The sequence below is a fragment of the Tenacibaculum adriaticum genome, assembly GCF_008124875.1.
GTDB lineage: Bacteria > Bacteroidota > Bacteroidia > Flavobacteriales > Flavobacteriaceae > Polaribacter > Polaribacter adriaticus.
Genome location: NZ_VNIA01000006.1, coordinates 1 through 22,423 on the forward strand (window position 1 = coordinate 1; position 22,423 = coordinate 22,423).

General features: G+C 29.5%; 14 protein-coding genes. 9 read left to right on the forward strand and 5 right to left on the reverse strand.

Annotation, left to right across the window (positions count from 1 at the left end; all coding sequences use genetic code 11):
- A partial coding sequence (locus C7447_RS13310; RefSeq protein ID WP_148871011.1) for a lectin-like domain-containing protein occupies window positions 1-3,613 on the reverse strand: 3,613 nt, incomplete at its 3' end.
- 311 nt (window positions 3,614-3,924) lie between these two features.
- On the opposite strand from C7447_RS13310, the gene C7447_RS13315 reads away from it, so the two are divergent.
- The 7 genes from C7447_RS13315 (at window position 3,925) to C7447_RS13345 (ending at window position 10,543) form a co-directional block, all read left to right on the forward strand.
- Window positions 3,925-4,338, forward strand: a complete 414-nt coding sequence (locus C7447_RS13315; protein WP_148871012.1) for a response regulator — start codon at window positions 3,925-3,927, stop codon at window positions 4,336-4,338.
- A 61-nt stretch (window positions 4,339-4,399) separates the two neighbouring features.
- Window positions 4,400-4,945 (forward strand): heme NO-binding domain-containing protein, encoded by a 546-nt coding sequence (locus C7447_RS13320; protein ID WP_148871013.1) that lies wholly within the window; start codon window positions 4,400-4,402, stop codon window positions 4,943-4,945.
- Window positions 4,938-7,307 carry a PAS domain S-box protein gene (locus tag C7447_RS13325; RefSeq protein ID WP_148871014.1) on the forward strand — a complete coding sequence of 790 codons (2,370 nt, stop codon included), beginning with the start codon at window positions 4,938-4,940 and terminating at the stop codon, window positions 7,305-7,307. The genes C7447_RS13320 and C7447_RS13325 overlap by 8 nt, the downstream gene beginning before the upstream one ends.
- Window positions 7,304-8,440: an FIST signal transduction protein gene (locus C7447_RS13330; RefSeq protein WP_148871015.1), complete on the forward strand. Its 1,137-nt coding sequence runs from the start codon at window positions 7,304-7,306 to the stop codon at window positions 8,438-8,440. The genes C7447_RS13325 and C7447_RS13330 overlap by 4 nt, the downstream gene beginning before the upstream one ends.
- Entirely contained in the window at window positions 8,440-9,489 is a 1,050-nt protein-coding gene (locus tag C7447_RS13335) for a sensor histidine kinase (RefSeq protein ID WP_148871016.1), read from the forward strand. The genes C7447_RS13330 and C7447_RS13335 overlap by 1 nt, the downstream gene beginning before the upstream one ends.
- An 11-nt stretch (window positions 9,490-9,500) precedes the next feature.
- Entirely contained in the window at window positions 9,501-9,818 is a 318-nt protein-coding gene (locus tag C7447_RS13340; RefSeq protein ID WP_148871017.1) for an Hpt domain-containing protein, read from the forward strand.
- A gap of 14 nt (window positions 9,819-9,832) precedes the next feature.
- Entirely contained in the window at window positions 9,833-10,543 is a 711-nt protein-coding gene (locus C7447_RS13345) for a LytR/AlgR family response regulator transcription factor (protein ID WP_148871018.1), read from the forward strand.
- 1,115 nt (window positions 10,544-11,658) lie between these two features.
- Here the strand turns inward: C7447_RS13345 and C7447_RS13350 are convergent.
- The gene (locus tag C7447_RS13350; RefSeq protein WP_148871019.1) at window positions 11,659-13,746 is read right to left on the reverse strand and encodes a tetratricopeptide repeat protein; all 2,088 of its coding nucleotides are present in this window, start codon (window positions 13,744-13,746) and stop codon (window positions 11,659-11,661) included.
- A 144-nt stretch (window positions 13,747-13,890) separates the two neighbouring features.
- Between C7447_RS13350 and C7447_RS13355 the strand changes: the two genes are divergently transcribed.
- Window positions 13,891-15,144 (forward strand): oligosaccharide flippase family protein, encoded by a 1,254-nt coding sequence (locus C7447_RS13355; RefSeq protein ID WP_246143080.1) that lies wholly within the window; start codon window positions 13,891-13,893, stop codon window positions 15,142-15,144.
- Between the two features lie 102 nt (window positions 15,145-15,246).
- Window positions 15,247-16,461, forward strand: coding sequence for a glycosyltransferase (locus C7447_RS13360; RefSeq protein WP_148871020.1), 1,215 nt, complete (start codon window positions 15,247-15,249; stop codon window positions 16,459-16,461).
- On the opposite strand, the gene C7447_RS13365 is transcribed toward C7447_RS13360, so the two are convergent.
- From C7447_RS13365 to C7447_RS13375, 3 genes are read right to left on the reverse strand one after another with little or no spacing between them, the layout of a single operon-like run.
- Window positions 16,441-17,991, reverse strand: a complete 1,551-nt coding sequence (locus C7447_RS13365) for a glycoside hydrolase family 2 TIM barrel-domain containing protein (protein WP_148871021.1) — start codon at window positions 17,989-17,991, stop codon at window positions 16,441-16,443. The genes C7447_RS13360 and C7447_RS13365 overlap by 21 nt on opposite strands.
- The gene (locus tag C7447_RS13370) at window positions 17,984-19,210 is read right to left on the reverse strand and encodes a hypothetical protein (protein ID WP_148871022.1); all 1,227 of its coding nucleotides are present in this window, start codon (window positions 19,208-19,210) and stop codon (window positions 17,984-17,986) included. The genes C7447_RS13365 and C7447_RS13370 overlap by 8 nt, the downstream gene beginning before the upstream one ends.
- Window positions 19,210-22,299: a hypothetical protein gene (locus tag C7447_RS13375; protein WP_148871023.1), complete on the reverse strand. Its 3,090-nt coding sequence runs from the start codon at window positions 22,297-22,299 to the stop codon at window positions 19,210-19,212. Before C7447_RS13375 ends, C7447_RS13370 begins: the two co-directional genes overlap by 1 nt.
- Between the last annotated feature and the right edge of the window lie 124 nt (window positions 22,300-22,423).

The window sequence follows — 22,423 nt, forward strand, 5'->3', positions numbered from 1 at the left end:
TTCCGATTACATTGATGGCTACTGCGGTGTCTTCCTCCGTGGTTGCCGTATCTGTATTGGCTACCGGTGCATCGTTCACATCATTTATTGTAACGTTTACTGTGGCTGTAGCAGAATCACCATCTACATCCGTAATGGTATAGGTAAAACTATCCAAACCATTAAAGTCCGTATTCGGGATGTATTCAAAAATACCATCAGTAATCTCTGTTACTGTACCATTAGTAGGTGCAGTAGCAATGGAAAAATCATCACCGTCTCCACCGTCTCCACCGATGGTATCATTGGTAGTTACATCAATTTGATTGGCGATACCTGCTGTAGAATCTTCTTCTACAGTTAAAGAATCACTAGTAGCTGTAGGTGTTGTATTTATATTTATAGTAGCGTTATCAGTACCTGCCAAGCTTGTGTTTTCTGCTTGGTCAGTAATAGTACCACTGGCATTTACTACACCTCCATTAGCTGGTGCGGGAAAGCTTACTGTTACAGTAGTAGCTGTAATATTGTCCGCTGAAAGAATGATAGTTTGTGTATTTCCATTTCCGTCTACTACGACTAAAACATCATTTTCAACAGCATCAGCAGGTAGTGTTATAGTTACTTCTATTGTTCCTACAAGTTCACTACTATCAATTACACCATCGTTATTTATGTCTTCACTAATAATTATAGTAGGAGCTGAAGGAGCAATAGTATCCACCTTAGCACTATCTGTACCTGGATTACTTATAATTCCAGGACCATATGTTATGGTTGCACTTGTATTAATACTACCTCCTTCTGCAGGAGCTGGAAAGCTTACTTCGATATTAGCATTTGAAATATCTAGAGGAGAAAGAGTCACCGTTATAGTATTTCCATTTCCATCTACTACTGTTACAGTATTTCCAGCAACAGCAGCTGTAGGCAATTCTACTCTTACTTCAATAGTACCAGAAAGCTCGGTGTTATTAATAAAACCATCATTATTTATATCTTCTAGAATAGTAACTATAGGTGCAGTATCAGAAGCACAAGCAGTAAAATTACTGTCATCTGTAACGGCAGGAGTATTAGCTTGTCCAGTTCCTGAGTTTGCAACGGAAGGCACTCCATTTGCTTCAACTCCTCCTGTAAGTCTTCCATCGGCATCTACATCAGTAATTGTAAATGATCCATCTCCTTCAATTGCATCAAAACAACCATCTGCATCACTATCATTATCTAAACTATTAATTAAACCATCATTGTCAGTATCACATTCTTCACTCATGTTAAAATAAAAATCATCAAAACGAACTCTATTTTGTGAATCTGCATTTTGTTCATCATAAAAATAAACTCTTACATAATAAGTGGTATTGGCTGATAAAACATAGTTGGCTATAGAGTTGCTAATGAATGCATACCCATTGGGTACCAACATATCTCCAACTTGTACATCTTGTAATAAAAGATTCGCTCCGCTAAAATCGCTTGCATTAGTAGATATTTCTAGAGCCAGCTTATGATTACCCATTTGAAACTCAATATCACTAGCATTTGTAGTATAATAGCCAAAATTTATCTCATAAATAAACATATTGGTATTAGGTGTAAAAGATACTTGTATATAATCGTTATTTGTTTTAGCATTTGCAAAATTAATTTGGTCGGCACCTCCAAAAACATACGTATAAGCATAATCTGGATTTTCAAATATTCCAGGACCAAAAGATAGATCATTAGCATTGGTGAAAAAAGCATCTGCACCACTACCATATTGCACTGCCTGACCTTGTCCACCTGCATCATTATGATTCCATTGGATTTCAACTTGAGTACATTCATCGGTATCTAAAATACCGTCATTGTCATCATCGAGATCTAAAGAGTCAATAATACCATCTGCATCTGTATCTATAACATCACAAGCAGCAGTATCTCCACTATTCGTAACAGCGGCTGTTGTAGATTGTCCACCACTAGCTATAGTTGGTACACCACTGGCATCAACACTACCTGTTAAGGCACCATTTCCATCTATATCTGAATTGGTAAAAGAACCATTACCTTCTATAGCATCAAAGCATCCATCTCCATCGCTATCTGTGTCTAAATTGTCTGGGATGCTATCATTATCTGTATCAATATAAACAGGAATATCACAAAAGTCCGCAAATCTTATGCTTTGATTATTTACTGCCCCTCCTGTTGAAGCTGTAAAACCAAAATATACAAAAGGTGTTCCACCAAAATAAGTATTTATAAGATCTCCTGTGTAACTACCTGCTAATGTATTATCGACAAAATAAGTGAGTGTTTGTAATTCGGAATCCCAAGAAACTGAAACTTGATGCCAAGCACCATCTTCTAGATTTCCAAAATCTATAGCAGACGACAACACACCTGCAGCCTGATTGTCTGAATCCCAAATCATTGTATGGTCATTAGGGATATCATTTAAGCCAGCACCATTATCCCATGTGTCTATTTCTAAAACAATACCATTTGTGATACCTCCAGCTCCGATTCCTTGACCATTAGCTCCTGTAGCTAATGAACCTTGTGGGTCGTTATGAAAAACTATTGCTATACCGTCTGCACCTCCATCATTTGTTCCTAAATTAGCTTCAAATGAAAAACTAAAATCTTTATTAAAACTTAATGTGTTTTTAGAAAAAGCCTGACCAGATTGATCATTTATATTTTGAGTTAAGCGCACCTCCTTTGGAGCAACTTGTACTGCATCTCCATTTATAGAGAAAACATCTTGAAATTCCTGAGAAGAAGAGATTCCTTTTTCTTCACAGTCTAAGATTCCATCATTGTCATCATCAAGATCATCAATATCGCTCACACCATCGTTATCTGAATCAGTAGGGATTTTACCTACGGGGCATGTTATAGTCTGTTCTAAACCTGTACATAAAGTAAGTTTTTCTAATTGTATATCATCAATGTAAAAATCATTACCACTATTATTACTATTGTTATTTCTAAGTGCAAGGGCAACATCAGCGCTTGTACATCCTGCTGGAATTTTAAAGTCAAGTGTATATTCTGTCCATACATCTTCTGTGGATGTAAAAGGAATTGTTTCGAAACCAAGAACACTACCATTAGAAACATCTTTTGCTTCTAAGGTAATTTGCGCTCCTGCATTTACTACATACATCCAAACAGATAAACGATAACATTGATCTAATTCTAGACTGACTTGCCTTTCATAAAAATCTGATAAAGTTGTACCCGCATTAACAACTAGAACAGCTCCATTGGTATCTCCAGTTGTATGATCGTCAGTAGCAGGATTACCATTATCTCCTCCTGTATTACCAACAGGTTGATTACCTGTCCAAAACCAATAGTATGGATTGGGATAATCGTCTACAATATGATTGGGGTCAATTACTGCATAATGATTATTTTCAATCGCTTTTTCATTTACCGTTCCATTTGGGTCACCAAACGCGAAGGTTCCTGTTGGCATGTATATTGAAGTCTGTCGCGTGGTTGTTTCACCAAAATTTTCAGTAAAAATTACCTGAGATTTAACTTCATTTAATGATATAAATTGAAAAAAAAGCAAGGCTATGAGAACTTTAATAACCCTTCTAAATTTAAGGACTGAACTATAATTATTTTCCATAGTAAATGATTTTATTACTAAAATTTTTATATTTATTCAACCAAAATTAATGCTGAAGTAATCTTACATTTTTAGAAATACGACTGAGCTATCCTTAATGTAGATGAATGGAAAATAAGAGTAGATAAATGGTTTTATAGGTTGTTTTATAGGTTGTTTTATCGATGGGCTAGAGGAGGAAAGAAAAAATAAAAACCATTCGACGATACTTTTTGCTTATTCAACGATGGAGACGCGTCTTATAGCTTAAAAAAAAATTAGGTAGATTTAAATAGTTGAAATTTGGAGTAGGATATATTATATATTAGACAATGGAAAATTCGATGCAAATATTATTAATAGAAGATGATGAAATTGAAATAATGAAATTTCACAGAACTATTTCAAAATTAAAACTTAAACATCAAGTTATAGAAGCTAGAAATGGGGAGGAAGCGTTGCAGATTTTATCAAAAAAAGATAGGTTACCTCATATTATTTTATTAGATCTTAATATGCCTAAAATAAATGGTATCGAATTCCTAAATATTCTCAAAAAAGACAGTGTATTAAAATATATACCAACTATTGTTTTATCAACCTCTAATAATTATAAGGATATGTTAGAATGTTATAAGATAGGTATTGCTGGTTATGTTGTTAAGCCATTAAAATATGAAGAATATAAAGAAAAAATGTTAAAAATATTATCTTACTGGTCAATTAATGAATTAATATCAGTTTAAAAGAATATTTTTTATCTTACTGGTAAATTAATGAGTTATCATTAGCAAAAAAAATATTTTTATGAAAGGAATTGTATTTACCGAGTTTTTAGAAATGGTAGAGGCCACATTTGGGCTCGAAACTGTAGATTATATTATTAATGAATCCAACTTAAAATCTGAAGGTGTTTACACATCTGTAGGGACTTATGATTTTATAGAAATGGTGAACTTAATAACTAATTTAAGTAGTAAAGTAAATATACCCGTAGATACTCTCATTTATGAGTATGGAAAATACTTTTTTGGAGTATTAATTAAATCACATCCAAAAATATTTGATGTTTATAATTCTCCTATTGATTTACTTTCGTCTGTTGAAAGTCATATTCATGTTCATGTTCGAAAAATTTACCCAGAGGCAGAATTGCCAACTTTTGAAATTTTAGAGCAAACTAAAGATAGTATTCAAATGTTATACAAGTCAGAAAGAGCGATGTATATGTTTGCACAGGCTTTAATTGAAAAAACATTTGAACACTATCACGATATGGCTAAAGTTAGTTTAGAAAAACTAAATGAAAAAGGAACCAAAGTAAAGTTTACAATAGAGAAGGTTTATGAGTAATGAGAAACAGATAGAAATATTTCAACGTGCTCTAGATCGTGAACGCAAAGCTCGAAAACAAGCAGAAAAAATATTAGAAGAGAAGTCTTTAGAGTTATTTACGGTTACACAACAGTTAAAATCTACAAATAGCGATCTAAAAGAACTTGTACGTCAAAAAAAATCGGAACTTAAAGGTGTTTTTGAAAATATTAATGATGCCTTTGTACTGATAGATCTTAGTGGTGACGTTTTAAAAATGAACGATGCAGCTATAGAAATGTTTGGGTATAATCATAAAGAAGAAACCGTAAACCTTATGAAATTATTACACCCAGATGATTTTGAATATACGGTAGAAGCCTTTAAAGGTTTACTTAAAAAAGGATCCTATACAAAATACAGGTCGCGTATTATATCAAAAAACAAAACCGTAAAATTTGTAGAAGTAAATTCAAGCTTAGTGTATGATAAACAAGGTGTAGCCATTGCAGCTCAGGGTATTGCTAGAGATATAACACAAGAAATAGCAATTCAAGAGCTTTTAGAAGAACAAAAAAAGCAATTTAACATCATTTTTGAAAATTCTCCTATAGGAATTTCATTATCGAGACAAAATGAAAAAGGTTTATTATTCGTCAATAAATCGCTTTGTAAAATGTTAGGCTATTCTGTAGAAGAGTTTCAAAATAAACAAGTACAAGATACTACACACCCAGATGATGAAGAAATGTCAAGATTACATAGAGAAAAACTATTTAGAGGAGATATAGATAGTTTTACTTTAGAGAAAAGGTATATTAAGAAAAATGGGGAAATTCTTTGGGCTAAAACTATCGTTACAGCTGTAAGGGGTACAAAAGAAGAAATTAAATTTCAAGTAGCAACCATAGAAGATATTGGTAAAGAAAAATTAGCCAAAGAAAAATTAATAGCATCTGAAAATAGGTTAGCTACTTTAATTTTAAATTTAGACAGTGGTGTATTATTAGAAGATGAAAATAGAAAGTTAATACTTGCAAATAAGAAATTCTGTGAGTTTTTTAATGTAACGCTCCCACCAGAAAAAATAATAGGCTATGATTGTTCGGTGGCAACCTCCAATAAAAAAAACTTATTTGAAGATCCAGAATTATTTGAATCTCGTGTTAACTCTATTGTAAGTAAAAGAGAAGTTTTTCTTGCAGATGAGTTAAAAATGAAAGATGGTAAAATTTTAGAAAGAGATTTTATACCCATTTTTAATAATGAAAATGTTTACAAAGGGCATTTATCTACCTATAGAGATGTAACGCTTAACAAAAAATATAGAGAAAGTTTAGAAGCACAAAAACAAAAATATAGCAATATTATAGCAAACATTAACTTAGGTTTAGTAGAAGTAGATATTAATAATAAAATACTATTAGTTAATCAAACGTTTGTAAATATGTCTGGTTTTTCTGAAAAAGAGATGATTGGGAAAAACTCAAAAAAATTCTTTTCAAGAAAAGAAGAAAAAACATTTATAGATAAAAAAAAGGAAGATAGAAAACAAGGGATTTCAGACTCATATGAGTTTAAGTTTACCAATAGGTGGGGACAAGAAAGATATTGGTTAGTAAGTGGTGCTCCGAATTACGATTTAAAAGGAAATATAATAGGATCAATTGGAGTGCTATTAGATATTACTGATAATAAAATTTTAGAATTTCAAAAAGAAAGTCTATTGAAAAAACTAAGAGAAAGTAATGAAGAACTTGAAGAGTATGCTCATATTGTTTCGCATGATTTAAAATCACCTTTAAGAAGCATATCGGCATTAACATCATGGCTGAAAGAAGATTATGAAAATGTATTAGAAAAAGAAGGAATTGTTAACCTCAATTTGATAGAAGAAACTGTTGAAAAAATGGAAAATTTAATTAACGATATTCTTAATTATTCGAGTATTAATAATTCTCTTTCTGTAATAGAAAATGTAAGTGTTTGTGAAGTAGTTAATCATATTAAAAGTCTAATATTTATTCCAAATCATGTAGAGGTCATCGTTGATGAAAAGCTACCAGTTATTAAAGCCGATAAAACAAGAATACAACAGTTATTTCAAAATTTAATGGGGAATGCTGTTAATTATATAGATAAAGAAAAAGGCATAGTTGAAGTAAGTTATGTAGAAGAAAAAGAAGCTTATATTTTTAGCATAAAAGATAACGGTGTAGGAATACCTAAAGAATACCATCAAAAGATTTTTAACATTTTTCAATCGTTAGGAAATCATAAAGATTCAACAGGAATAGGACTTTCGATAGTAAAGAAAATTGTTGATATGTACGATGGAGATATCTGGTTAGAAAGTGAGCAGGGAATTGGCACAACTTTTTTTATAAAACTAAGAAAATGAAAACCATACAAGGAAAAAAAATAAAAGACAAAGAATGGGAGTTTGATTCAGATTTTTTGAATTTAAAAGATCCCTTAGTGTTAATTTTTGGAAATAGGTATTTACTTGAATCAAATACTATTTATAAAGAAATAAGAAAAAAATTTCCGACTGGACATTTAGTTTTTGGTTCAACTTCTGGAGAAATACTATCTAACAGTGTTTTTGAAGATTCTATTTCTATAACGGCGATTGAATTTGAGAGAAGTTTTTTCGATATAAAAACAGAAAATATTCTGGATCATAAAAAAAATGCCAAAGAAGCAGGAGTAAGTTTAATTGAAAAATTCAAAAAAGAAGGATTAAAACATCTTTTTGTAATTTCTGAAGGGAGTTTCGTTAACGGAAGTGACTTAATAGAAGGAATTGAATCTACGTTTAATGATAATACATTAGCTATTACAGGAGGTTTATGTGGTGATGATGCCCGATTTGAAAAAACATTAGCATCTTATAATGAAAATCCAAAAGAAGGTGAAATAGTAGGCATTGGTTTTTATGGAGAAACTCTTGAATTTACATATGCTAATTATGGAGGTTGGACACCATTTGGTCCAGAGCGTGTTATTACAAAATCAGCAGGAAATGTATTGTGGGAAATTGATAATGTACCCGCACTAGATATTTATAAAAAATATTTAGGAGCAAAAGCGGCTCAACTGCCTCAAGCAGCATTACTGTATCCATTAAGTGTAAAATCTCCTAATGCAGAAAAAGCAATTGTGAGAACTATTTTAAATATTGATGAAGATAGTAATACAATGATATTAGCAGGAGATGTACCTGAAGGATCTATAGTACAGCTTATGATGGCCACTGTAGATAATATTGCCAATGGAGCATTTAAAGCTGCAGAATTGGCAATGAAGAATAGAAAAAAGAAACCTGAACTTGGGTTGTTGATAAGTTGTGTTGGAAGAAAATTGGTCATGGATCAACGAGTTGAGGAAGAAATAGAAGAAGTACAACATGTAATCGGAAAAGACGTTACAATTAGTGGTTTTTATTCTTATGGAGAAATGGCGCCTTTTACTAATAATAAAAAATGCATTTTACATAATCAAACCATGACACTAACCTTAATTAGTGAATAATGAATTCGTTATTAGAAAGACAAATAAGAAAATATTTAGCACCTCAAGAAAAGGCATCTTTAGATTTGACGGAATTCATTAATGCGATCGATCGATCGTATGAAAATTATGAAGATCAACAAAAAATGATTCAAAGAGCTATGATTATAAGTTCGGAAGAATTATTTGAGGCAAATCAAAAATTACAAGGAGAAGCAATTAGACAAAGTAAAGTGATTGAGAAACTAAAGGATGTTATCAATACACTTGGGCTGTATCAATTACCAAAAGATCAAAAAAGAGAAGAAATTGAACTAGACGTTGAAAAGCTAGCTAAGTTTATAGATAATCAAGCCAAACAAATTGTAGAGGCAAATAATCAAAAAGAAAGATTATTAGAAAATCTAGAAAAACAAAATCAAGAACTTAATGAATATGCACATATAGTTTCGCACGATCTTAAGTCTCCTTTAAGAATTATAGATACAGTAACGAATTGGCTTATTGAAGATTATAAAGATGTTATGAATAACGAATGTCAGGGAAACCTTCAGCTTATTTTGAATAATGTTGAAAAAATGGATTCTTTAATTTGTGATATTCTTGATTATTCAACTATAGATAAAGCAGAAACCAATATCTACGATGTTGACCTACAGCATTTGGTTACAGAGATTATAAATATTATTCACATTCCAGCACACATAAATGTTAAAATTATAGAAACTTTACCAATTGTTAAAGGAGATAAGTTTAGACTACAACAACTATTTCAAAATTTATTAATTAATGCTGTTAATTATATAGATAAGCCAAAAGGAAAAGTTGAAGTTGGAGTAGAAGAGCGTAATGGTTTTTGGCAATTTTATATAAGAGATAATGGGAAAGGAATTCCAGAAATGTATTATGAAAAGATTTTTAAAGTTTTTCAAAAACTAGAAAACAATGAAAAATCTACAGGAATAGGATTAGCGATAGTTAAAAAAATAATAGATTACTACGGTGGAAGTATCAGTTTAGATTCTCAAATAAATAAAGGAACTACTTTTTATTTTACCTTACCTAAATAATTCGATTTTATATGGAACAACCTAATTTAAATTACATACAAGAATTATCAGGAGGAGATTTAGAGTTTGAAGATAAGATACTTTCAATCTTAAAAATAGAGCTGCCAGAAGAAATTAATCATTATCAAAAAACAATTAATAATCAGGATTTTAATAAATCTGCTCAAGCAGTTCATAAACTTAAACATAAAATTAGTATTTTAGGCTTGGAAAAAGCATACAGTTTTGCCGAAATATATGAAAAAGAGCTAAATTCTGGGGAAGTAAATAAACACTTTGAGTTTTTAAAAATACTAGATTGCATGTCTCAGTTTTTGGCAAAAAATTAAAAATCTAAAAATTTATGAATTGCATTATTATAGATGATGAAGCTGCTGCAAGAGCAGTAGTTGGACAACTTTGTAAGAGTGTTGATAGTTTAAATATTGTAGAACAGTTTTCTAATGCAATTCAAGCAATAAAGTACTTAAATCAAAATGAGATTGATCTTATATTTTTAGATATTCACATGCCTGATTTTACAGGTTTTGATCTTATTCAAACACTTAAAAGCCCGCCAAAGGTAATTTTAACAACTTCAGATAAAAATTTTGCGATAGAAGCTTTTGAGTACGAATGTATTGTTGATTATTTAGTAAAACCAATAACATTACCTAGGTTTTTAAAAGCAATACAGAAAGCAGAAAAATTTAATGTTCCAAAAAAAGCATTAAAGGAAGCTTTTGTAAAAGAAGATAACTCAGAAAATCAACTTTATGTAAATATTGATAGAAGACTTATCAAAATTGACTTACCTAGTATTTATTTAGTTGAAGCTAAAGGAGATTATATTTTAATAAAAACAGATACTAAAAACTACACGGTACATTCCACGCTTAAAAAAATTGAAGATAAACTTCCAGATGATTTGTTTTTAAAAGTACATAGATCTTATATTATTAATCTTAAAAAAATAATTGATATTGAAGATAATAGTGTACTTATAGCTAAAGATGTTATACCTGTAAGTAGGTCTAACCGACCTGAGTTGATGAAAAGACTTAACTTACTTTAAAAAAAACTTTTTAATATTAAATAAATGAATAAATGCCACCATATAGGAGGCATTTATTTTTTTATATTTTTTTTCCTTTTTTAAATAAGGAAGATTTTAAAATACGGTTTATCGATACATACAAACCTCTTGTCTAAAGTAATAAGTTGTAAATCGAAAATTGAAGTTTATAAGTGTCTTATCAATGTATATTTGAAGTATAAATAAGAAAATAAGTTCTCGGTTTAGATTTTAATCCCCATTATTTAAGAAGACTTAAAGATTTTATTTTCATATAGTTTGGTTAGTTAATAATCCTCTCGCTCAATCCCCAGTAGCTTGAGGGTTATTTTTTTGTTGTATTCCGAAATTAAAAAATAATCTTATTTTAAATAAAAATCAACAAGAATACCACTAATCGATAAATTTCAACCAATGGTCTAAAGAAATAAGAACTTAGGTCGAAAAGAAGAAAATAAGGTTGAATATCAACCTATCTTTGAAGTATAGATTATGAGAATTAAAATATAATTAATCCCCATTAATTTATTTTATCATAATTAAATTATACGTTCTTTTTCATTAGTTTGGTTAAATAATCCTCTTGTGCAGATCCCCAGAGCATAAGAGGATTATCTTTTTTAGGTGTATAGCAACTATAGTAGAGAGTATATATAATATTTCATTTTAAATTAGTTTTCGAAAAAAAGTAGTGTTAAAATCATTAATCGAGAAAATTGAATCAACGGTCTAAAGAAATAAGAACTTAGGTCGAAAAGAAGAAAATAAGGTTAAATATCAACCTATTTTTGAGATATAGATTATGAGAATAAAAATTCTATTAATTTTTTATCATAATTAAATTATACGTTCTTTTTCATTAGTTTGGTTAAATAATCCTCTTATGCGGAATCTTCAAAGCATGAGAGGATTTTTTGTTTATGAATGATAAAGATGTTTAAAAAACCGTTAATCGATAAGTTTAAGCTTGTTGTCTATAGTAATACGATAGGTATCGAAATAAGTAAAGTTGAATTTTAGTTATTATGTACTTTAGACGAGTAGATAATAAAAATTAGTTAGTAATCCTCTTACGGGTAGATTTAATCTCCAATATGTAAGAGGATTATTTTTTATTAATTAAAGGTACCATTTTTATTAATGAATATTGGTTTCTTAGTAATATACCATTTTATTCTTAGACCAATTTCAGTAAAAGTAAACCCAGAAGCGGTTGCAGAAGCTATGTTTGTATGTTGCCCAAATAAATTCATAAGAAGTCGATCTGAGAATTTATATCCAATCTTACTTTGAATTCTATACGTCAGTTGTCTTTTATTGTCTTCAATAAACTGAAATCCTGAAGCTCCGTTTAAACCGTAAAACCAATTTTTAGGTTTTGTAATTTTTTCATCTTTTAACAAATCAGCAAAAATTTCGATAGCATTAAATTTTTCTGGACTAAAATAAATTGTAGGAACCTGGTCTTTAAAACTTATAAATTGATAATTAATACCCCCTTTTAGAGCTGGTTTTTTTAAAAAATTATAGTATAAAGAGGTAAATAAAAGGTTTCTTGCATTACCATCATTTTGAGTGGTATGAAAAAACTGTGTAAACCAACCTAAATTAAAATTTGAGCTAATGTTATAATTTGCGTAATAATTATTGGTAACTATTTCTTTATCTAATAAGTCAGCATTAAAGTTTTGAATTTCTCTTTTGTACCCAATTTCTAAATCTTGAAGTTTAAGAGGCTTTAGTTTAAAGTTAACATCTACCAAAAGTTGCTCATAATTATTAGTAAAAGAATTTGCTTTATTAATTCCTAAGGAAGAATTAAACGTAATTTTGGGATGTATTTTATAGGTTAGACCAAAAGTTAAATTGTTTGAATTCGCTTTGTTTTTTGTTACGGTATTTTCAGTCGTTCTATATTGATAATTAGCGGTTGCTTTCAGTTTTGTTGAAAAAGGAAATATTAAAGAAGTGGTTGATGAAAAAGAATTATTATTACCATTGTCAAAAGTATAGGCTAATTTTTCTTCTATAAAAGGGGTAAAATCTTCGTTTAACTTCTTTAAAAACCCCATTGCATCTTTTTGATTTGGAAAAACTTCTAAAGTTTTAAAAACAGCATTATAGGCTCCATTTTCATTTCCATTTGCCAATTGTGCATTGGCACCTCCTAAGTTTCCATCAAAAGAAATAGAATCATTTTTTAAGATTTGGTTATAATCAGCAATACACTCTTTAAAATCACTACGATACATACCTAATGTAGCACGTAATGACAATATCCAATTCTCATTAGGTGAGGTTTTAAGCAATTGGTTTATTTCTTTTTCGGCAGTTTTATATTTTTGATTCCATATTAGTGCTTGTATATATCTTTCTTTAGTTTGATTTACTAATAAAGAATCGTCTTTTATAGAAGAAGTTTTTTCAAGCGCTTTTTCTACGGTTTTAAGTGCATCCTTTTCTTTATTTTGTAAGTGAGAAACTAAAGACAACCCATTTAACGCAATTATAGAATCTTTTTTGTTAGTGGCTAATAAAAAATAAGCTTTTTCAGCATTTTTTGGTTCGTTTTTAATCAGGTAAACGTTTGCTTTATTAAGCAGTGTTTCTTTGTCTAACTTAAATTCAGAAAGGTTTTGGTCAAGAATTGTTAAAGCTTTATTATAATCTTGCTTTTGTTGAAATTGATAAGCATATCCTAAACGAATATACTTTTTAGAAGTTAATGCATTTGGGTTTCCAGGAGAAACTTCTAATGCTTTATTTACATAAGTAAGCGCATTTTCATATTCTTTTAAATTAGAAAGTGTATTTGCATAACCCAATAAAGCAGAAAAGCTTTTTGGTTCTTCTGTAACTAAATTTTTATAATAACCTTTAGCTTTATTAAATTGACTACTCCATAATAAAGATTCTGCGTAGTTTAGTTTTATCTCAAAATCATTGGGGTATTTTTTTAAAAGATCAGTAAAAATTGTAACAGCTTTCTCCGCATCTCCATTTAGACCAACAGCTCTTCCATAACATAATTTAGCTGTTTTATTCGTAGGGAATTCATTTAATATAGTTTTAAAAAAAGTTTCTGCTTCTACATACTTACCAGTTTCTAAATAATTGAAACCTTGTTTCATGTCAATTTGAGCTAAAACGGAAAAGTTAATTGAAAGAATTAAAGTAATTGTTATTAAAAATAAATTTTTCATGGGTAAATATCTTTTTCTTTAATTTTTACAAGTTAAGCACGTTTTTATTATAATTCATCGACAGTAATAAACCATTAGTCGAAAGATAATCGCTCTTAGTTGATTAGAAGCAGATATTTGTGCTAGATGATTAATAAAAACAAAATGAAATTAACAAATTTAAGTGGTAAATATATTACACCAGAACGTATATTTATGTTTAGTGCTTTATTTGTTAATGCAGGTAATTATATCTACAATTTAGCACTGGGAAGGTTATTGGGTCCTAAAGAATTTGCTGATGCAGCTATTTTAATCACCTTTCTTTTAGTATTGTCTTTTTTAGCAATGACATTTCAATTAGTTACAGCGAAATATGCTGTTTTATTTGAAAATAATGTTTTTATTAATTTTTTAGGACTGCTAACAAAATATACTTTTTTAATAGGAGTAATGTTAGGTGTTTTAATAATCGTGTTTTCAAAAAACCTTCAAAATATATTTAATACGAGTACATCTAATATGTTTGTTTACTTTGGTTTAGGTGTGCCTATTTATTTTTTAATGAGTATAAATAGAGGTGTTTTTCAAGGTTATAAAAAGTTCGATCAACTTTCTATAACCTATCAAAGTGAAATGTTGAGCCGCTTAATAATAACATTAACACTTTTATATTTTATAAAGGTTCAATCGTCTATTTTAGTAGCTATAGGAATATTAATTTCTTTTGTTTTTGGAATGTTCCCTTTTAAAATTAAAAGAATTCCTATTAAAAAAATTGTGTTAAGTAGTGAACATAAGAGGGTAGTTTTAAAGTTCTTTTTACTCACAGCCTTTTATGAATGTACCCAAATTATAATTAATAATAGTGATATCTTATTGGTAAAGCATTATTTCGACAGTTATCAAGCAGGCTTATATGCTTCTTTGGCTTTAATAGGAAGAGTGGTTTATTTTGTAGCATGGATGTTTGTAATGCTATTGTTGCCGACCGTAGTAAAAAAAGAAAAGGAGAGACAACCACATGCGGGTGTATTGCTAAAGTACGTTGGTTATATATCATTATTATCTTTAGCAATTGTTACGGGTAGTTATTTATTTCCAGAATTGGTGGTAAAAATAATGTTTGGAAAAGCATACATTTCTATTGCGCCATTATTATGGAAATATGCTTTAGCTACCTCTGTATTTGCTATCTCTAACGTATTTGCATATTATTTTCTTTCTATAGATAGATATGTACCAGTTATTCTTTCAGCTTTATTAGGTGTTGCACAGGTTGTATTAATAATATGGTTTCATGATAGTTTAGATCAGGTGGTTTTGGTACAAATTATAGCCATGATGTTATTGTTATTAGTTCAGTTGTTATTTTTTAGTAGCTATATATTAAAAAAAAGAAATACTGTTAAACAGTAAATTATGACTTTTTATCTACACTAAAAGTCAAACTATCGAAGATTGATATTATTGCATTTAATCATGAATGATATTTGTAATAAAGAATTAAATCCAAAAGTTATGAAATTAGCAATTGTTACAGCATTTCCACCTAGTAAAGTTACTTTAAATGAATATGGTTATCATTTAGTAAAACAATTTAGATTAAAGGATAGAGTAGACGAAATTATTTTAATTACTGATAAAACGGTTGAAGATAAACATTTAGACTTTGAAGAAAGTGGGTGTAAGATAACAGTTAAAGATTGTTGGGAGTTTAATAGTTATAAAAACATAATGAGTATTTATAAAACTATTAGTCAATCAAAACCAGATGCTATTTTATTCAATTTACAGTTTTTAAAATTTGGAGATAAAAAAGTACCAGCAGCTTTAGGGTTAATGCTTCCAAAGTTGTTTAAAATGAAAGGGATACCAACCATAGTTTTAATCCATAATATTTTAGAACAAGTAGATTTAAAAAATGCTGGTTTTACCAAAAATAAAATATTGCAAAAAGTTTATGGCTTTATAGGAACTACATTAACAAAGTTTGTATTATCTGCAGATTTGGTAGCAGTTACAATTCACAAGTATGTAAATACTTTAGAAAACAAATATAAGACAGGAAATGTGGTATTAGTGCCTCACGGAACATTTGAAACACCGCCACAACCAGATTTTAATTTACCAGAAGGACCAAAAAAGATTATGGCTTTTGGGAAATTTGGAACCTATAAAAAGGTTGAGGTGATGATAGAAGCTGTTGAAAAAATAAGAAAACGTACTAACGAAAAGTTAGAAATAGTAATTGCAGGTACCGATAGTCCAAATACTCCAGGATATTTAAAAAGTGTTGAAGAAAAATATGCACATGTGTCAGGATTAACTTTCACAGGTTATGTAGAAGAAAAAGATGTGCCAATTATTTTTGGAGAAAGTGCTGTTGTCGTATTCCCCTATACAACAACTACTGGTAGTTCAGGAGTATTACATCAAGCAGGTAGCTATGGTAAAGCTGTAGCAATGCCTAACTTAGGAGATTTAACAGATTTGGTTAGAGATGAGGGGTATGTTGGTGAGTTTTTTGAAGCAAATGATGCAGATTCGTTAGCGAATGCAATTCAAAATATAGTTACCAATGATGCATTTAGATTAGAGTTAGCAAAAATGAATTATGAAGCTGCATCTTCATTCCCAATGGAAAAAATTGCAGATATGTATTTAGATCATTTTAATGATATTAAAAATAATAAGGAAAGAGAAAATACAAAATTATTGACTGGAGATATATAAATAGGAAGCTTTTTTCTTTCCTTTTTTATCAATAAAACCAAAGTGTTTTTGTTTGTTTTTTCTCCAAGGTAAACTACCTACTACTGAAGTAGGTATTTTATCAAAATCATAAAGAGTCCAAGACATGTAAGCTATATTTTTTTCTTTGAATATAGCTTGCATTTTTTTATGATAATGAGCTTGATCTTTTTCAGAGTTTCCAAAAGGATTCCATAAACCTTTGTAAGATGAAACTCCAAATTCTTGAAGCACGAGCGGTTTATTAGGAATTTCTTTTTGAAGTTTGTCAAAATCATTTTCAAAGTTTTTTAGGTAGTAGTGATATGAAACGATATCTACGGATTCTGTTAAATTTACAGCAGCTTTGGTAGAGTACCACCCAATGGTTACGAGATGGTTATTGTCAAATTTTCGAATCTCTTTTATCATGTATTTTAACCAACTCAAAACATTTTCCTTTCCTCTTGTATTAAAATCTAAATCTGGTTCATTTTTAATATCCCAAGCTAAAATAGCTTCGTGGTCTTTAAATGTAGTAACTATTTTTTCAGCATGTCGGTGGTTTAGTGTCCAATCTTGTACTGAATAATCACCATAGAAATCGAAAAGAGTAACAATTACTTTTAAGTTGTGTTTCTGAGCAAGATCAAGTGTTTTTCTAACTTTTTTAAGTTTATCTTCTTTTACATTGGCTTTTCCAAAATCTTCATACTGAATGAATATTCTAATAGTGTTTAATCCACTGGAATTAATAAGTTTAAAATCGTTATCAATAATCGTAGTGTCAAATTTTTTTCCAAACATATCCCATGGAGTTTCTTGTGGATAGTAATTAATACCTTTTATAGTAAATGGCTGTTTATTTACAATAATAGTTTTATTTTTTACTGTGGCAAAAGGAGTTATTTTTTGTATATTTTCTTTTGGTGTTGGAGGTTGTTTAACCATGTGTCTTATTCTCCAAAAACCATCTTCCAAGAGCATCATTACTTTATAAGTAGCTTTATGAGTGTCTTCATAGGTAATTAAGTTGTCTTTATACAAGCGTTGGTATTCTTCAACGTTTTCATCAGTAAAAACAACTAATTGGCCATCGGCACTATAAAATTCTAGTTTAGGTTGATGAGCTAATGTAGTTGCCTCAATTTTTATATTATTTTTTTTATTAAAATTAATAGTTTTATAAAGATTAACTCTAGCGCTATCTGTATAGTAATCCTTTATTCCATAAAGGTTATTGGAGTTGTAAGCAATATTCTTTACATACCACGCATTTAAATAGTCTTTTTGAAGTTTAGATAATGTTTGTTTTTCTATGGGTCTTCCAGGGTTTTCTATAGATGTCCATACTGTTTTTGGTAAATACGCTTCAACGCTTTGTAAAGGGGTATTTAATATTGAAGCTCTATCTGCACCTGTATTTAAAAATGTCCATACATTACTTAAGCCATAAAGAATTAATCCGTTTAAGACTAAAAACGAAATAATTAATAAAGAACGATATATATTTTTTGTTAGTAGTTTACTCATCTAATTTTGTATTTAAAAATTCTTTGGTAATTCCTCCAGATTCTATTATTAAATTATAAACACCACTTTCGTAAAAATCTTTTGATAGTTTAAAAGCAGTCATTCCTTCATAAGAGGTTTTAATTTTAGTTTCAATAAGCGAATCATTTTTATATAGATTAAGTTTTACTATAAATCCGTCGGCTACTGGCTGATCCATAAAACTTGTTAAAATACCAACGTTTATGGTTCTATTTTTATTTGTAAATTCAATATCGAAATCTTTTAAAACTTGCTTATATTTAAGTTGTACCGTATTGCTTTCTGCCATACCAGGTACAACAGCATTCACTTTCCATGTTTCTTCATGATCGGGATGAAGCATTTTTGCTTTTGCAACTCCATTTATAGTAGTGCTATATGTTTTTAAAAGTATGTTTTGTTTGTTCTTAATATTAAATTCAACTAATGTGCCGTCGCTAATAATATTATTGTATTGGTCTTTAATAGTGGAGGTTATAAAATAAGAAACTTGATTTCCATCTGCAAAATCATGATCTCTTTGTGCTTCAATTTTAAAATTTACGGGATTATTAGGATATACAATGGTAGTTAATTCTTTAGAGGAAGAGTTATTACATAAAGCATTTACTAAAATTCGACCTGACGGCTTATAAGAAAAAATATTTTTCCATGCTATTAAGTTTTCAGTAGGAATTATATCAGTTTTTATAGTTGATAAAAATTGATGATTGATAAAAACTTTAGTCCCTTCTTTTACAGGATTGTCGTAACTGTCTGAAGGAACTACAACTAACATTGAAAGGTCCTTGCCGCCAGCTAAAATACTACGAGGTCCAAAATAAGCTTCCACATGAGTTTTAGAATTTGAAGGAGTTATAATAATTTCTCCATTTAAAACATTTTTAGAACTGACTGTTAATGACCATTTAAGTAAGCCCGTTTTTTTTGTAAAATGATTAGGTACAGTAAAAGAAATACTATCATTTTTAATTTCTGGGGTAAGTATCGTTGAGCTGTATGAGTTATTACAATATAGATATATCTTTTCTGTTTGGTTAGATGTAAATTTTAGTTCTATGGTTTGGGTAGCTGTGTAAGCTGTTTTTTTTGTTATTAAGTCTATTTTTAATTCAGTTTTTTTAGGGATGTAACTAGTTACTGATAGTATTACTATTAGTAAAAAAGGAAATAATATGTGGTATAATTTCAACTTCATTAATTTGGATTTCCAATATAATTATTAGTTTCAATTTTAATAAAACTAAACGTATTAGCTTTTATAGGTATTAAGTCTTTATTTTCATGACCAATAATTCTGTTTGGCACTACTTTTTTAGCAATATCTTCATTTGGTAAACCGTTAATAAAGCTAAAGGTTTTGTCATCATTTACAACATTTAAACTATCTAAATTACTAAGAGAAACATTAAAAAATTGTCTTCTTTGTTGTCTAATCCCTTCTTTAATAAAATGGTTGTCAACCCAAATTAACTCTTTATTTTCATTGTAATAGGATATAATAAGTTCAGGTATAGTAACTTCTTGAATACCTGTGTTAAAAAGATTTCCAGAGATGTGTGTTTTGTTATGTTTTAAATCATTAATACTTATTAGTTTGTATAAATCGGTATTGGCTACGTTCCCTTCGCAATGCAAATTAAACTTTGTTGGTTGTTCCTCAAGCTCTGTAGGGGTAAATTCATCTGGATTAAATGTTTTAGGTATAGAGTCTTTAGTTTTAGACCAAGCAATTCCTTCAAAATTAATTCTAAAATTAGAAGTTTCTTTGGGCATTAGTTTGTGTTTAACTAAATATTTAGCATTGTAATTAGCCAATTTTTTATCATCATCATTATACAAAGTAGCTTTTAATATAATATCTGCCGGAACATTATCAACATTTTGAATTTCACCAATAACTGAATAGCTTTTACCGTTTTTAACAAGTTTAGCTGATAAAACTTCTAAAATAGGTTGTTTTAATACATCTTCATGACTTGTTTGTTGAGTGGTAATTCTTCTTCTACCATGATTTAAATAGTACGTAGTATTATCTGAAAACAATTGGTCTGGCGGAATATCTAAGTCATAATTCGGGAGTTTTACATACCATTTAGATCCTCTTTTTACTACTTCATAAATATACATTTTGCTGGCTCTTTCAATAGGAGTAATCCATTCTGTATAGATAATAGCTTTGGCTTTATTTTTTGTCTTGTTTTTAAGTTCAACCTTTATTGCATCTAGCTTTGCATATGAGCTTAATAAACCATCAGTAACTGAAATCTCTAACATATACTGAGCAATAGGAACATTACTTTTAGGGTCTACATACGAATGGGCTCTTTCAAATTCTTTAAAATCTATAGCATCAAAATAGGCTTCTATAACATTCTGTGCTGTTAACTGAGTATTGTTTTTTATATAGAAATAATACATACCGTAGCTTATAACTACAAACATAAAAACGATCCATATATTAGAAATAATTAAAACTTTGTTTGAAAAGGTATTGTAATTATTTTGAAATTTTAGGTAAACGGGTAAGCTTTTAACTTTAAGTTTTAAAGTACGATACCACATTAATTGAATGTTCAAGAAAAAGGCAATTAATACGGTGGAAACAGGGATAATTCCCCACATAATTTTTAAAAATCTTGGCACATCTTTTTTGGGTAGGATAGATGATAGCGGAGGAATTCCTAAACGTTCCCAAACCATAATTCCATTTTCTAATTGTCGTAAACGCTGCCAACCTGCAAAGTAGAGTAGAGGGTCATAAAATTTATCATTAGAGAATATATATTTTAGATTGTATTTCTCAGGTACAGTTAAAAATTGTTGTAGAGAGCCTAAACCTTCAATGCCTCTAAATTTAGAATTTTCTAAACGTTCTACAGCACGTGTAGTGAGTTCAGGTAATCTTCTTGCAGAGTGGTAGTTGCCATCTACACTCATTGCCTTGGTTTGGGCTGCTAACCATGCGATTTGATCTCCAAAACCAAGAGTTAAATATCTCCAATGATCATGCTGATCTTGATTTAGAAAATTAATAATAGGTAACATTTTTATTTTCTGAGGTTGTGATGGTCTAAAATAACTTAAGCTCATGGTAAAAACAGTCGTAAATAAAAACATGCCAGCTAAAATTCCGCCAGAAATTCTATGAGTAATAGCACCATATTTTTGTTGAATGAGTTGTTTTAAATCCCCTTCGGTAAACCTATAAATGAATTCACCAAATATAGGTAAAGCCATTATAGAAGCCCAAAGTGTAAATCTATCTAATGTAAGTATGTTAAAAGCAGTATCACCAAGTAACATCTTTGGAAGTGGTGTTGTTCCACCAGTGCCTAAGATTGTTAACATTGAAAAAGATATACCAAAAAATAAATAACGTTTGCTGTAAAACCTATAAATAATATAAGGTAAAAAAAACATAATTATTCCCCATGGTATTACGAAAAATACTAAGCCAGATGAGGTAACTTCTAAAAAATTATCTCTAGAACCATGAGGGATTGGTACTTGAGTAATAGGATTCTTTTTTGTATTTACCCAATATGGTAAAATACAAAATATAATGATGAGTAAAGAGCTTAAACCAAAACCTATTATTCTTTTGAATAGAGAAAAAAATGTACTAAGAAATACTTTAAAAGTAACTTCTTTCATACTATTAACACGCTCTCTAGAGGCATCCATAACCACCATTCCAATTAATGGGAAAATAAAAAAGATCATCCCAAATATAGGAGTTACATGATGTGATGTTACCGTTACAGAAATTAGTGACAAACAGGTAAAGAAATATTTATACTGTCCCGTTTTTAACCATAAATAAATTTCAGGCAATGAGTGCATTAAAATAGAAATACCAATAATACTGGGTAACTGACCAAATAAATGTAAGGTTTCTGCAAAGGATGAAGAAAAAGTAGCGATTAATGCAGCGTAACCAGCAGCTTTTCGACTAGATGTTATCAATAAAGAAAAACGATAAACTCCTGTTATATATAAAATAGTAGCTATAATTGCTACAGTAAACATACCAAATTTTAATCCGCCAATATAAGATAGTAAACCAATACCTTGATGTACAAGAGGAGGATAACTCATAACGGTAAAACCGGTATACCAGCTGTAGTTCCATGGTTCAAACCAGCTGTTAGCGTAATGGTTAGCAAAAAATAAATGTATTAAGGCGTCATAAGTATATTCTAAAGTAAAAAAGATAGCTGTTGAATGGTATGCAACACCAATCAATAATGCGCTAATAAGATATTTGTTTGTTTTTTTATCCAATTTTAAACTATGTTTTCTAATTTTTAAATATACAATAAACTTAACCCTATATAAAAATCGATTACCGACTTAATAATACCGTTCATCTATACTTTGTTGTAAATGAACATATATTTAAAATTTA